The sequence below is a fragment of the Mesorhizobium sp. WSM4816 genome, from assembly GCF_055811535.1.
In genome coordinates this window covers 16,906-29,385 of sequence record NZ_JBVVQR010000001.1, presented here as the reverse complement: position 1 = coordinate 29,385, position 12,480 = coordinate 16,906, and the positions used below count along the sequence as shown (strand labels likewise).

The following is a 12,480-nucleotide window of genomic DNA, read 5'->3' as shown; positions in this document are numbered from 1 at the left end:
TAGTTTACACTGGTCTCGCCGTCAAGAAGGCGCTTGACTGCCCGCTGGTTGTAACCTGCCTGGGACACTCGCGATGTCTTGGGTGGTGGATTCAAACAGTGCTGATGAGTGAGCCCATGTGGTTTTGTGCGTCTTCCATCACCGCAGCCCAGGGTCGTTCCCGCTTCGAGACCAGCACGGCGGAAGGATAGTAAGGCGTGCGGTCGCCCTCGACCGGCCAGGAACGTTTGAAGCCGTCCCCAAGGATGAAGACCGAAGGGATGCCGAGTGCGCCGGCCAGATGCGCCCCGGTGTTGCTGATGGTTACGACGGCGTCCATCGCCGCGACCTGCGCGGCGAAAAGATCCATGTCGACGAGTTGATCCACCAAGACGTCGTGCAAGATGCGCGCGGGATCACCATCGGTCAGGATTTTCAGGTCGGGCTCGATCCGGCCATATTGCAGCGAAACGAACTGCAGGTCCTGTCGACCGAGCAGGCCGCGCCATGCCGTGAGTGGCGGCAGGTCCTTGCCGGGATTGGAGCTGCCCCACGCGACGCCGACCAACGGCCGCCCGTTCCTGCGATAGCGGGCGCGAAGGTCAGCGACCCGCGCCGGGTCCGGCTTCAGGGGAACAAAATGCTCCCGGATCGTGGTCTCATCCGTCTCGAACACGGCGGTCAGATGCTGGACGCCGGCAAAGAGGTGAGCCTCGCCATAGGCTGCCTTGGTCCCCTGACCGACGGCCCGCACATCGGCGGCGGGAAATGTCCGCTGAAACAGCGGCACCAAGCGGTGCTCGACCAGGACGATCAGACGAGCGGCCCGGGCGAGCGCGCGGCCGACGGAACTCGCATGGTGGATCGCGGTGGCCAGACCCTGCTTTTCGGTTTCCATCAGATCGACGAGCAGGACCTGGCCCGAGATATCCTGGCCCAGCCATTCGCCGTCGGCGCGGCCCTCGACGATGTGGCGCCGGGCGATCTTGAGTTCGGCCGCCGGGCCGTAGGCGCCCATGCGCATCAGCGCCTTGCTGAGCTCGTCCAGCAGGTGGACCTCGCGCCTCGACTTCGCGATCGATCCCAGCGCCAGGGCTTTCGGCAGCGCCGCCGACCAGTCGCGCGCCTCGATGCTTCGCCGATAATCCGCCATCTGATCGGCAATGTCGCCATCGCGCCAGCGCAGGAAAAGCTGCCGCCGGTGACGACGGAACCAGACCTTGTAATTGTAGCCTGCGAGCGCGACAAAGCGGCGAACCCGGCGAAGCAGTTGACTAGCTTCCATCACCTACTCCACCGATGATTTGCGCAACCCGTCCACCTGCTTCCCGCATCGCGGACGCCCACGCCCGGCCGCCCTTTCGCACCAGTCGAACGCTTGGAAATGTGGCGACGGTCTCGCCGAAGGCAGGCCACGACAGCCGAAACCCATCGTCGAGCAGGACGACGGTCGGCACGCCGAGCGCTCCCGCCAGATTGGCACCGGTATTGCTGATCGTCACCACCGCGTCGAGGGCGGCGATTTGCGCGGCGAAGCGGTCCATATCCGACAATTGGTCCACGGACGCGTCATGGATGATGCGTCCCGGCGCCCATTGCTCGAATTCGGAGAGCGCCGGCCCGACATCGCCATATTGCATGCTGACGAAATGGCCCGGCAGACCGCCGAGCAGCGCCCGCCAGTCATCCAGAACCGGCAGGTCCTTGCTTTTGTTCAGACTTCCCCAGGCAAAGCCGATCAGGGGCCCCGGGCCATGATCGAGATAGGCGCCGCGCAGCTCGGCGACAAGCCGGCGGTCCGGCTCCAACGGAACGAAGGGCGCACGCGCTGTCGGCTCATCCGGCCAAAAGTGCCTCGCCAGTGTCTCGAAGCAGGCGAAGACATCGGCGTCGACCGCCGCCGCCGCTTCCGCCTCTGGTCTGACATCGAGCGCGGGATATGTTCTGCGATAAAGTGGCGCCAGTCGCGGCTCGATCAGGACGGTGCACCGGTCGGCGGCCGCAACCACCGGGCCAAGCAGCGACGCGAACTGGAGGAAGATTGCGAGATCGCCTTCGCGCCGCTCGACGGCAAGCCTGCGACCCGCAAGATCACTGCCATCCCATTCGGGCCGGCCGGGCACTTGCTTGCTCGACGCAATCAACTGCCAGGCACGATTGCCGCCGCGGAGGCGTCTCAGTCCACGCCCGGCTTTTTTGACAAGCCCGCGATCGCCAAGCTGCTCACCGAGCAGGCCGAGTGCCAGCGCATGTTCCCGGGCCGCCTGCCAGTCACGCCGTTCGACACTCTGCGCCATCAGGCTCGCATGCCGTTTGACGCTTTCGTCAGCATGGCGCGAGGGGCGCTTAAAAAACTTCTTTGCCCGATCGAGAACCTTCTGCAGCCGCTTGCCGTCAACACCTTGCGGGCGCAGGTCGGCGGCTTTTGCCTTTTCAAGGAAGGACCGTCTGCTCGGCACAGCGACCCTCAACTATCGCTAGACAGCGTCGAACGCGCCGTCAGAATCGACGAGAGCCGCCGGCCGACGTCGTCGAGTACCACCGGCCACGGACGTCCTTCCTTGCGCATGACGACGCCGTTCGGATACCAGGGCGTTCGATTGCCAGTCACCGGCCACGCTGTTTGAAACTTGTCATCGATCAGGAAAATGGTCGGCACGCCGAGTGCTCCCGACAGATGGGCCGCCGTATTGCTGATCGTCACCACGGCATCGAGCGCGGCGACCTGCGCGGCGAAACGGTCCATATCAAGCAACTGGTCGACACTGTCGTCATAGATAAGCCGTGCGTCATTGCCGTTGCGCAGGCGCCGCAGCGCCGGCTTGATCTGTCCGTATTGGAGGGAAACGAACGTCGCCTGTGTCCGGGCGATGAACCGTGCCCATTCGGGGAAATCAGGCACGTCCTTGCTATGGGATTTGCTGCCCCAGGAGAGGCCGACCAATGGTTGATCCGTCATCGAGCGATAGCGTTTGCGGAAAATCTCGACGAGTTCAGGATCTGCCCGCAGCGGCACGAAGTCGGCGGCTAGTCTTTCGGCATCGCGGCCGAAAATCCAGGCGAGATTTTCGAAGGTCGCAAATTTGTCACCAACGACATTCTGCTGCGCTGCGACCACGGTCGCGTTGGGGAACGTCCGCTGCACAAGCGATACGAGGCGCGGCTCGACCCGAATCGTCGCACTTTGCGCACATGCAGCGGCGGCGCCGGCCAGTCGCGCATGGCGGATAACCCGGCCAAGACTGCGAGGGTCATCCTCCACAAGATCGATCAGCAGCCTATCCGAACCGAGGTCTTCTCCAGTCCACTCATTGGCACCTTTCCCTTTTCGTTGCCGGCGAGCGGAAAGCCGAAGCTCGGCCGCCCGCGCGAAGTTGCCCAGCCGTTCGAACGCCTGGCCTGCCTTCTGCATCATCTCAGGGTCGCGGGCACGATCGGCCATGATGGCCATTTCATTGGTACTTGCTTCAAGCCCTGTCCAGTCCCTGCGCGCGATCAGCGCGTCGACCTTGGCCTGCTGCTCAAGAACGGAACGAGGCCCGGAGCCGGTAAACCGCGTCCGCACGGCCTTTGTGTATCTGCGCAACCGCAGGCCCAATCCACCAATCACATACCGGATGTAGGAACCGTGGTAAAAACTGGTCATCGGCCTTCAGCGCAATACGCTCTGCCGCAGCTTTTTGCCGCTTTCGACGAGCGGAGCGGACGTCTCCAGATGGAAGATCGAGCGATAGGTTTCGCTGCGCCCGGCAAGCTCTTCATGAGTCCCGGAGTCCGCGAGGATGCCAGCGTCGAATACGAGAATGCGATCGGCCGCCTTGATGGTTGAAAGCCTGTGCGCAATGCAGATCACAGTGCGCTGAAATGCATCGTCGAAGGCAGCCTCCATGACCGCCCGTTCGTTTTCGCCGTCGAGCGCGGATGTTGCTTCATCGTAGACAATCACCGGAGCGCTTTTGAGCAGGGCGCGCGCGATGGCAACGCGTTGTTTCTGCCCGCCCGACAGGTTGGCACCGCCCGGCCCGACAAGCGTGTCGAGCCCGTTTTCAAGGTTCGATGCAAAACTTGTGACCCGGGCGAGTTCCGCCGCGGAATCGATTTCTTGATCCGTGGCGTTCGGGCGTCCGTCGCGAATATTGTCACGGATAGAACCTTCGAACAGGAAGATATCCTGTGACACCAGTGCGATATTGTCGCGAACGTCGGCCAGGCTGATCTTGGCAATGTCCTTGTCGTCGATGAAGATCCTGCCCCTGTCCGGCTCCATCAGGCGCAAGATCAGATTGACGATGGTGGTCTTGCCAGCGCCGGAGCGGCCAACGATCGCCAGCTTCTCACGAGGTCGGACCTCGAAGGAAACACCGTGCAGCGCCGGGCTGTTGCCTCCATAGGAGAAGGCCACATCTTCAAAACGGATACCGCCCTCGACGCCGGTCAGTCGCTCGCCTGCGGTTGCGAGTTGTCGCTGTTCGGGCGTGTCGATCAAATCATACATCTGCTCGACGGCAACCATTAGCTTCTGGATATCGACATTGACCCGGGCCAGCCGTTTGGCGGGCTCATAGGCAAGCAGAAAGGCGGTAATGAAGGCCATGAATTCGCCTGGTGTCTTGCCGTTTCCGAGGGTCTGCCAACTGGCATAAATGAGGAAAAGGCCGATGATGAAGCCGCCGCCCGTCTCCATCAATGGACTCATCAACGCCGATGTCCGGTTGATCTGGACGCCGCGCCTTTCCATCTTGCGGACAGCCTTAGCGAAACTGGCGATCGCCTTGTCCTCGAGCTGGAACGATTTGATGGTGCGAATGCCGTCTATGGCTTCCGTGCCGATCGACTGAACCTGTGCCGCCAGCTCTGTTTCGCCCCTTGCCAACGACTTGATCTTTCGCGTGATCGTGCTCACCGAGAGGAAGATCACCGGCAAAGCCGCCGCCGATATAAGCGACATGGTCGGGTCCTGCACGACCATGACACTTGCCAGTCCGACCAGGGTCAAAACGTCAGAGGCTGTGTTGCTCGTCAGCGTGATGATGACGGACGCACCGGCGCGTGCATTGAACATTATCTTGGAAATGAATTTGGCCGGATGCTGATTGACGAAATGGCCAATGTCGAGGCGCATCAGCCGGGAAAACTGCCGGTGTTGGAGGTCCGACACGATGGCCCTGCGGACGTTTCCGGTCGTAATGGTTTGACCGTATGCCGCGATGCCCTTGACAGCGGAAAGTCCGATGATTGCCGCGCTGATACCCCAAACGGCGGCGGCGTTCCTGTCGATATAGATGCTGTTGATCATGTCACGCATGATCCAGGCAAATCCGGACGTCGCCGCCGCACCGGCAATCGTGCACAGCAAACCGGCGAGATACAGCTTTATGTGCGGCGGCAGGTTCTCGAGGATCAGGCGCTTGACCAGCGGGTACGCCAAGGCCGCTGAAATTCGTCTCTTTGCGCTCATTCGGTTTCCTGCTGCGATGTGCCGTTGGTGTCAGTTGGCCTTTGCCGATCCATGCGACTTTCGCGACACCGCTCGCACATCTGCTGTAAATCTATGTCGGATTGCTTGTCTGTGACTTTGTTCGGACCCGCAGTCAATGCCGAATCCGCATGCCAGCCCGCGTTGACGGGATCGGCGACTATGGGAGCATACACAACTCTCCGAAGGGTCCAAGAGGAATGATCGCCTGGGCTTTGGAATAGAGCCTCTAGCAAAATCGGGCTCCCAACCGCGAGAATTGGTGAGCAGCCAAGGACCGGGTTGTCGATCTAATCATTCCAAGAAATAGCTTGGGTCAGGCCCGCACCGATTATATCCTGAATACCCGAATACCTTTGCGAAATTTCGCTCATCACATTGAAGTCCGGCTTGCCGATAGTGGCGGAAAGGTATTCCTTGTATTTTGACGCACCGTTCCAATATTGGCCTTCATCGACCGCGACCTGAGCCTTCGTCGTGAAGTTAGAGAAAAACTTAAAATGAAGAAGAGCGCCATAACTCTCCACGTGGTTACGCCAATAGGGTAGCGGAGCGTGAATTGAATTTAAGATCGTCAATCTATCTCCGTATACGAACGGATATTTGGTTAGGGTGTGCGTACCAAACGCCCGGCTTCTCGGGCCACCTCGAATTTTGATATTTTGCGGGCTCGTCGTGTAATCGTATCCTGAAGCATCGAAATGATCGGCTATCTCCCAAGGAGCGCGTTTTGGGTCAAACGGAAAGTCCCTTAAGTCTCCTGCCGGATACATGTCGATCATCGGCGCCAGCAGGTGCTTCATGCCTCTTTTTTGGATCCAACCGGCGAGGTCATGCAGGTCGTGGCGATCCATGCCATCATAAACCAGGTATTCATCCGCATCCACGATCACGTACCACCGGTTGAACCCGTATCTGCGGATTATATCCTGTCGCCAGAAAGTTCCGCGCCCTGCTTCTCCATAGGTCTTTCGTGAGATGAATACGTCCACATCTGGCTGGCTCAACAGAAATTCCCGTGTCCCGTCCTCAGAACGGTCATCGACAATGGCAAATCTGGAAACGCCGATCGATCGATAGTGATCAAGGAATGGAATTATCTCAGGGTATTCGTTCCTGACGACTGACACAAGCAAGATTTCTTTTTGAGAAATTGGCGATAGATTTCCACGCGCTTCTAAATCGTCTTTCCTCAGCGCATTGCGAAATCTATACTGAATTGTGTCGGCAATCGATCTACGGAAAATATGAAACTGGCTTCTTTTCTTCATTTGAGCTCACAAATTTCAAGGGGCTGTCCGCACAAGGTCGCAGCGGCCATGTTCGGATCGCCATGTCTTTTCGAACGTCGCTCATCACTCGACTTGTTATAGGTGACGGCAAAGGTGGTTATGAAGGCGCGATCCAACTCGTCAACATCCAGTGGAGATGGCTAGTGCCAGTCCAAGTTGATTTTATTGGCCCAATCTCGTTTGATTGCTTCGCGGAGCGCGCGCGTACGTTCTGCAAGCTGTGGGATTTTTTTCTCGTGGGTTTCGGCAAAGATCATATCGATCTTGTTCATCAATCCGCAGGATAATATCGATTCGAGCATTGGCACTTCTGCGCCCTCTACATCAATCTTCAGTATCCGCACTGGAGATCCAAGCTCTCTAACGAAATCAACTATGCTTAACTGCTCAACCTCAGTGTAGTCGTCTTTCGAGATGTTAGATTTGTCGGCATACAATGAAGAGGATTGCGACCAAAAGTCTGGATCAGAACTGAATTTACGTGACCGGTAGAGCTTCGCAGTCCCGGATTGGTCGGCAAGCGCCTGCTGATACAGATGGACATTTTTGAATGCTCCAACGTTCTTGCGCAGCCGTTCGAAGGTGTAGGGGTCTGGCTCGAAGGCATGAACCGTCGAGCCCGTCTTAGCCAAGGCCGAGGTGATCTCACCCAGATTCGCGCCGGCATCTATGACAATATCGCCTGGCTTCAGCCGCCTGCAGGCCCGTCCGAACAGATACGAAGCATTCCATGAGGGACGCCCGAACCAACGGCTGTAAGCGTGATATTTTAGCAATTTAACGTTCATAGTCACACAAAAAGATCCTGTCGACAGATCCTGTCGACTCCACTGAACGTCGGCACCAAAATCCTCTATGCGCAAAATCCAGATGAGAGGGAGACGTTCTATGCCAATTTTGATGCTGCTCTGCAACAGGGTCGCCGCGATTCTTGGCGTGTCTTAGAGCAGTCGCTTTAATGATCGGGGCTTGGGGCCTATTTTCGGTTGGCTTTGAAGAGAGCGTTTGCGACGATAATGGGCTTCCGCATGACGGCAGTGATTGCGAGCTTTGGCGGCGTGCCGGCCGGATTGCGGCCAGCGGGGAAGCGGGCTAAATGTCGGGCATTGCTGTCAGCGGCCAACTATGACGATCATGGAGCGATGTGACATTGCTAGAGCGAGTTCGACGAAAGTATCTTCGGCTCCGCAAGCGACTCGGGTACATTCAACCTATCCATTTGGCGGCTGCGGACAAACTGAATAACAAGTATGGCGATTTTTCCAGTTCAGGCGTCATTACAATTCGTAAAAACGCAGTATTCACTCGAAACGATATATTCTTCACGATGGGAAGTTGCTTTGCGGAGGAAATTCGTCTTGCGTTAACAAGCAAGCATGTCGCCTGCGTTCCGTCTTACAGAAATATCAGTTTCGACCCAGCGCAAGCCATTGTAGATGAGCTGCCCGGGCGAGAGCATATGAACTTCTATAACACCTTCACTGTTCGCCTTCAGATTGAGCAAATGCTCGGCTTGTGGGATCAAGCCAATGACGACTGGTGGCAGATCAAAAAACCTGCGCCTTGGGGTCCGATCTGCTTTCAGGACCCCTACCGCCGTCTCATCCTCGCCAAATCTCCGGAAGTTCTCAAAGAGGTGATCGAGAGCATGAACAGGGAGATGCGGGTTGGCTTCGATTCGGCCACGGCATTCATATTTACCTTCGGAATGACTGAGGTCTTCATCAACAGGGCCAGTGGCAAGGTAGCAGCACAGAAACCGCTTTATCGTGGCGGAGGCGGAATGCAGGAAACAACGCTTCACGTCAGCAGCTTTCAGGAAAATTATGCCAACGTGATGGCTACCGTGGACATGGTCCGTCAACACAAACCCGATGCACCGATAATTCTCACAGTCTCACCGGTTGCATTGGCTCGGACGTTTCAAGACGCGGATGTCGTCACGGCGAACACTGAAGGCAAATCCGTTCTTCGGGCTGTGCTTGGTCAAGTCTGCCGGGAACGGGACAATGTCCATTACCTTCCATCATTCGAGCTTGTCACCTATGGAGGCCTCACTCGTAGCTACGAAGAGGACTTACGGCACGTAAAGAGATCGGTCGTCGACGACATCGTTAAACAGTTCTTCAACGCGTACTTTGCTCCGTCGTAGGCGTCATCGTACGGACACCCCGTGCCCTTGCCGCCGTGACATCGTCTCTTCGTGTGGATGGAGAGTAGCCGCAGCCACTAGACTAGCGCAGCGCGCTCTTGGCCGATATACAACGCCGACCTGGTCCAGCCACGAGAGGCTAATTCATGCTATTTTGAAACACCCGCAAGAAATTCGCAGGAACGTGGGAGGATCGACTCGACGGGCTGTTTTCGTGTGGGGTAGACTACGCCGGCAAGACGATCCTCGACGTCGGCTGCAACATGGGCATCGTCGCTTATGAAATCGCCAAGCATAGGCCGGCTTACATCCACGGCATCGACATCCTGAAATCCTGAAACCGGATATCGGCGTGGCTCGCTCGATCTTTCTGGGATCTGGCGTCGAAAGCCGATTTGATGCCATGAACTTGGGGAGCCGAAAGCTTCCATCCGTTCTCAGGGACAGCTATGATGTCGTTCTGCTCCTCGCTGTTTACCAGCATGTCCGCAGGGGATTGGGCCAGGATAAGGCTGATCGCATCTTTGCCGACATCGTCAACCGCGCACAGACCGTTGTGGCGCGGGTTCCAAAAGAAAAAGATACTCGTCTTCAGTCTTTAATCGAGGGCGCTGGGTTCAGCTTATCTCATCGCCACCAGAAGCCGCGCGGTTGCACCGTTCAGGCTTATCATCGCCACTAGAATGCCGCGCACTAGCTTGCCTTTACGACAATCGCCTGCCCCGTTGGAAGTTCGATGATGCCTTCCGGGCGGTTTTCGAAGAATTGATCAAAGGCCTTTCGGGCTCCAGGACAGAGCGCAGAGCCGTAGTCGTCACATATGATCATGCCATTCGCGCACACCCGATCGTAGAAGAAGGCGAGCGCGTCACGTGTCGGCTCGTAAAGATCGACGTCGATATGGACCAGGGCGAAACGCCGGTCAGATACGTTGGAAAGAGTTTCCGGTATCCATCCGACATGAAAAGTGGTGTTGCTGAAGTCGGAAATATTCTCTCTGGCTACCTTCTCGTCGGTGCTGAGATCGCCGGACTTCCATGGCGTTCGGCCGTTTGGCTTGCGGTCCTCTGCGGTCGGTTCCGAGAGGCCAGCGAACGAGTCAAAAAGGTGGTAGTGCCGTGGCCGAAGATCGCTCATCAGCATGAATATGGTCGAGCGGCCTTGCCTTACGCCGCATTCGGCCACATCGCCGTCGATACGCTCGATCGATCGCAAGCAGCTTTGCAGGACGAAAGCCCGGGGATCTGGAATCCCACGGATGTTTTTGACCCGCTGCAGCGCCTTTCGGAAAAACGGCTGGTCTTTCCAGACCATATGACTGGAATAAACATAGAAGCCGTATTTGTCGGCCTTCTTCTGAGAGACCTTATACCAGGCCACGCCTCTGCGTTTTTTCGAAATAACAGCAAGTGCCGCGTCTCTCAATTTCATCCTGTATCCTCCAGCATTCGACATGTCCATAACACGGGCAGAAGAGAAAGCTCTACCGGCATCAGGCGCGGAATGAAATCGAGTTCCGGCTGAGGGACATTGGCTTATCGAGCGCCGCAAGCAAGCGCTTCCCGGTGGTCGTAATAAGCCTATGCCTGGAATGGAACTCCCATGCAGTGCGACTCAAGATCACGGGTCATGTGCCTGGGCCGGTGCGGAAACAGACGCGGAGCCGGGCTTCCCTGGCCGTTCTCCGGCATGAGCGCCAGCGCCAGGCATTGTCGATCCGCTAATTCGGGAGGTTCAGTCGACTGCCCCGACCAGTACATCGGGGTGTTCGATTATCGCGACCCAGCGCCCGGTATGCGTAGACGACTGCCTTTTTATAAATCGATATCCAGTTACCGACCAAGGCTTCACATCGTCGTTGAGGTTGTCGAGCACATAGTCGCCTTTGTCGGTCTTGACGGTCAGCACCGCGTGCCCCTCGCCGTCCTGCTTCCTGACGACGGTGATCAGAAGGTTCGACAGCGATATGCCCTGCTGCCTGAGCAACTGGCGCTTGAGCAGGACATAATCCTCGCAGTCGCCGAGCGCGCCGTCAGGATAGGACCAGAATTCCATCATGCCGTGGACGTCCAAATCGCTCGCGGGCCTGATCGATCTGTTCACCAGCTTGTTGACGGAGGCGAGCTTGCCTTCCATGCCCGCGGACAGAAGGACTGGGGCGCTCTTGCCTGATCGTATTGCGCACTCCGCGGCCCGCCGTCTGCAGAATTCGATGTAGCCGACAGGGACGGAGGTTGGCTGCCCGGTGGCCATGGCGCCAGGCACGACGTCGGCCGAAGCCTTCTCCATCGGCGTCGCGGACATCATCAAGCCTATCAGTAGGCCGGCACAAAGCCATGCCCGCGGTACCACCAATCCCATTCGCCCCGCCCCAGAGGTAACAACCCGAAACAATCTTTAATACCGCGTTACCATCTTTTCATAAGCGCATCAACACAGCCGCCGCACAATTCAAAGCGACGGTCGCGAACCACCCGACGGTGGCGCCGCGCGGTCGCCCGATCAGCAAATTATGCGTTCACCCGATCAGGGGAATTGTCCCGCTTTTACGTCATCGGCGTTCTTCGGCAGCGCCGCTTACCTGGACCTGATGACCGGCGCCCGACAGGTATCTGGCCGCGCAAACGCCGACAGGCGGCCAAAAAAATTGTAGCCAAATTTGTCGAAGTCCAAGGGCTGCGGGACCTCGCATGGATTCTCATACATTCGGATACACTTCGATAGCACTCGGGCAAACCTCTGCGACAGGCCCAGCGTAGTTTCATCCGTGAGCAGGAAGCCTCGTCATGATGGCGAGGCAGAGAGCCGACGGGATTTCGCAAAGCAGGAGTCAATTCCGCGCGGGCCGCCGTCGGCGGGTCTGCTCATTATTGAAAGGAACAGTACGATGAACAAACTTGTAACCGCTATCGCCCTCCTCGCCCTGTCGACAGGAGGCTCGCTCGCTGCCAATCAAAACCCGGACCGCGACCCGACCCGCGGCTTCCCTGCTGGCATCGACAACAGCGGAATGACCTTGGATACCAGTCACACGGCTTCCTTGCCTCAACCGGTGGTCGCTCCGCAAGAAGAACAGCCACAGCCCGGCAAGGTCCTTAGGGGTCGTGCGCCATGGGCGGGCAGCCGTTGATACGCTGAACTTTTCCACCCATGCAAAATTGTCCAATCACCCCGCATTCCGCGGGGGTGGTTGGACCAGGGCGCCCAGGAAAATCGCGCCGTTAGGGTGAATTCACCTCAGGCGAGCGTGTCGAGGCGCCATGGCGAACAACCATGCGACAAGGCAGGCTCGGGCGATTTCTTCAGCGTCTCGGAAATGAATCTGGCAGCAGGGAAGATCAAAGCTCCGCATCAACCTGCCGAGGGCCCCGGGTCGCTGCTTCAAGGTCGATTTCGACGCCATAAGCGCTAGCGATACGCGAGCAGAACGTCGACGCCGGCCCACGACCGGCTTGCCGAACCTCATAGGATTCCAGCGCGCGCTCAACCACGTCGGCGATCGAGCGGTTCTCGCGCCGAGCCAGCCTGTGCGCAAGATCACGCGCCTTTGCGCTGCGCACGGAAAGCCTCGGTTCGACCAT

General features: G+C 57.9%; 12 protein-coding genes. 3 read left to right on the top strand and 9 right to left on the bottom strand.

The annotated features are described in order from the left end of the window. Nucleotides 1–91: 91 nt before the first annotated feature. The 6 genes from AC0L3H_RS00130 to AC0L3H_RS00105 form a co-directional block, all read right to left on the bottom strand. Entirely contained in the window at nucleotides 92–1,264 is a 1,173-nt protein-coding gene (locus tag AC0L3H_RS00130; RefSeq protein ID WP_419696403.1) for a glycosyltransferase family 9 protein, read from the bottom strand. Further along, the gene (locus tag AC0L3H_RS00125) at nucleotides 1,254–2,438 is read right to left on the bottom strand and encodes a glycosyltransferase family 9 protein (RefSeq protein WP_473584054.1); all 1,185 of its coding nucleotides are present in this window, start codon (nucleotides 2,436–2,438) and stop codon (nucleotides 1,254–1,256) included. Before AC0L3H_RS00125 ends, AC0L3H_RS00130 begins: the two co-directional genes overlap by 11 nt. Before the next feature lie 8 nt (nucleotides 2,439–2,446). Then, nucleotides 2,447–3,625 carry a glycosyltransferase family 9 protein gene (locus AC0L3H_RS00120; RefSeq protein WP_473584053.1) on the bottom strand — a complete coding sequence of 393 codons (1,179 nt, stop codon included), beginning with the start codon at nucleotides 3,623–3,625 and terminating at the stop codon, nucleotides 2,447–2,449. Nucleotides 3,626–3,631: 6 nt separating this feature from the next. After that, the gene (locus tag AC0L3H_RS00115) at nucleotides 3,632–5,437 is read right to left on the bottom strand and encodes an ABC transporter ATP-binding protein (protein ID WP_473584052.1); all 1,806 of its coding nucleotides are present in this window, start codon (nucleotides 5,435–5,437) and stop codon (nucleotides 3,632–3,634) included. Nucleotides 5,438–5,745: 308 nt separating this feature from the next. Beyond that, nucleotides 5,746–6,726 (bottom strand): glycosyltransferase family 2 protein, encoded by a 981-nt coding sequence (locus AC0L3H_RS00110; RefSeq protein ID WP_473584051.1) that lies wholly within the window; start codon nucleotides 6,724–6,726, stop codon nucleotides 5,746–5,748. A gap of 161 nt (nucleotides 6,727–6,887) precedes the next feature. Beyond that, entirely contained in the window at nucleotides 6,888–7,661 is a 774-nt protein-coding gene (locus AC0L3H_RS00105) for an FkbM family methyltransferase (protein WP_473584050.1), read from the bottom strand. A gap of 305 nt (nucleotides 7,662–7,966) precedes the next feature. Between AC0L3H_RS00105 and AC0L3H_RS00100 the strand changes: the two genes are divergently transcribed. Both AC0L3H_RS00100 and AC0L3H_RS00095 read left to right on the top strand, forming a co-directional pair. Beyond that, the gene (locus AC0L3H_RS00100) at nucleotides 7,967–8,899 is read left to right on the top strand and encodes a GSCFA domain-containing protein (RefSeq protein ID WP_473584049.1); all 933 of its coding nucleotides are present in this window, start codon (nucleotides 7,967–7,969) and stop codon (nucleotides 8,897–8,899) included. A 352-nt stretch (nucleotides 8,900–9,251) separates the two neighbouring features. Beyond that, nucleotides 9,252–9,581: a hypothetical protein gene (locus AC0L3H_RS00095; RefSeq protein ID WP_473584048.1), complete on the top strand. Its 330-nt coding sequence runs from the start codon at nucleotides 9,252–9,254 to the stop codon at nucleotides 9,579–9,581. 11 nt (nucleotides 9,582–9,592) lie between these two features. Here AC0L3H_RS00095 and AC0L3H_RS00090 read toward each other — a convergent pair whose 3' ends face one another. Continuing rightward, entirely contained in the window at nucleotides 9,593–10,324 is a 732-nt protein-coding gene (locus tag AC0L3H_RS00090) for a TylF/MycF/NovP-related O-methyltransferase (RefSeq protein ID WP_473584047.1), read from the bottom strand. A 309-nt stretch (nucleotides 10,325–10,633) separates the two neighbouring features. Then, nucleotides 10,634–11,260, bottom strand: a complete 627-nt coding sequence (locus AC0L3H_RS00085) for a transglutaminase-like cysteine peptidase (RefSeq protein ID WP_473584046.1) — start codon at nucleotides 11,258–11,260, stop codon at nucleotides 10,634–10,636. Nucleotides 11,261–11,786: 526 nt separating this feature from the next. Here AC0L3H_RS00085 and AC0L3H_RS00080 point away from each other — a divergent pair. Continuing rightward, nucleotides 11,787–12,029 (top strand): hypothetical protein, encoded by a 243-nt coding sequence (locus tag AC0L3H_RS00080; RefSeq protein ID WP_473584045.1) that lies wholly within the window; start codon nucleotides 11,787–11,789, stop codon nucleotides 12,027–12,029. 208 nt (nucleotides 12,030–12,237) lie between these two features. Here the strand turns inward: AC0L3H_RS00080 and AC0L3H_RS00075 are convergent, their stop codons facing one another. Further along, the gene (locus AC0L3H_RS00075) at nucleotides 12,238–12,480 is read right to left on the bottom strand and encodes a plasmid stabilization protein (RefSeq protein ID WP_473584044.1); all 243 of its coding nucleotides are present in this window, start codon (nucleotides 12,478–12,480) and stop codon (nucleotides 12,238–12,240) included.

Coding starts and splice junctions, on each gene's coding strand:
- AC0L3H_RS00130 (WP_419696403.1), bottom strand. CDS start 1,264: ATGGAAGCTAGTCAACTGCTTCGCCGGGTTCGCCGCTTTGTCGCGCTC.
- AC0L3H_RS00115 (WP_473584052.1), bottom strand. CDS start 5,437: ATGAGCGCAAAGAGACGAATTTCAGCGGCCTTGGCGTACCCGCTGGTC.
- AC0L3H_RS00110 (WP_473584051.1), bottom strand. CDS start 6,726: ATGAAGAAAAGAAGCCAGTTTCATATTTTCCGTAGATCGATTGCCGAC.
- AC0L3H_RS00120 (WP_473584053.1), bottom strand. CDS start 3,625: ATGACCAGTTTTTACCACGGTTCCTACATCCGGTATGTGATTGGTGGA.
- AC0L3H_RS00075 (WP_473584044.1), bottom strand. CDS start 12,480: ATGGTCGAACCGAGGCTTTCCGTGCGCAGCGCAAAGGCGCGTGATCTT.
- AC0L3H_RS00080 (WP_473584045.1), top strand. CDS start 11,787: ATGAACAAACTTGTAACCGCTATCGCCCTCCTCGCCCTGTCGACAGGA.
- AC0L3H_RS00085 (WP_473584046.1), bottom strand. CDS start 11,260: ATGGGATTGGTGGTACCGCGGGCATGGCTTTGTGCCGGCCTACTGATA.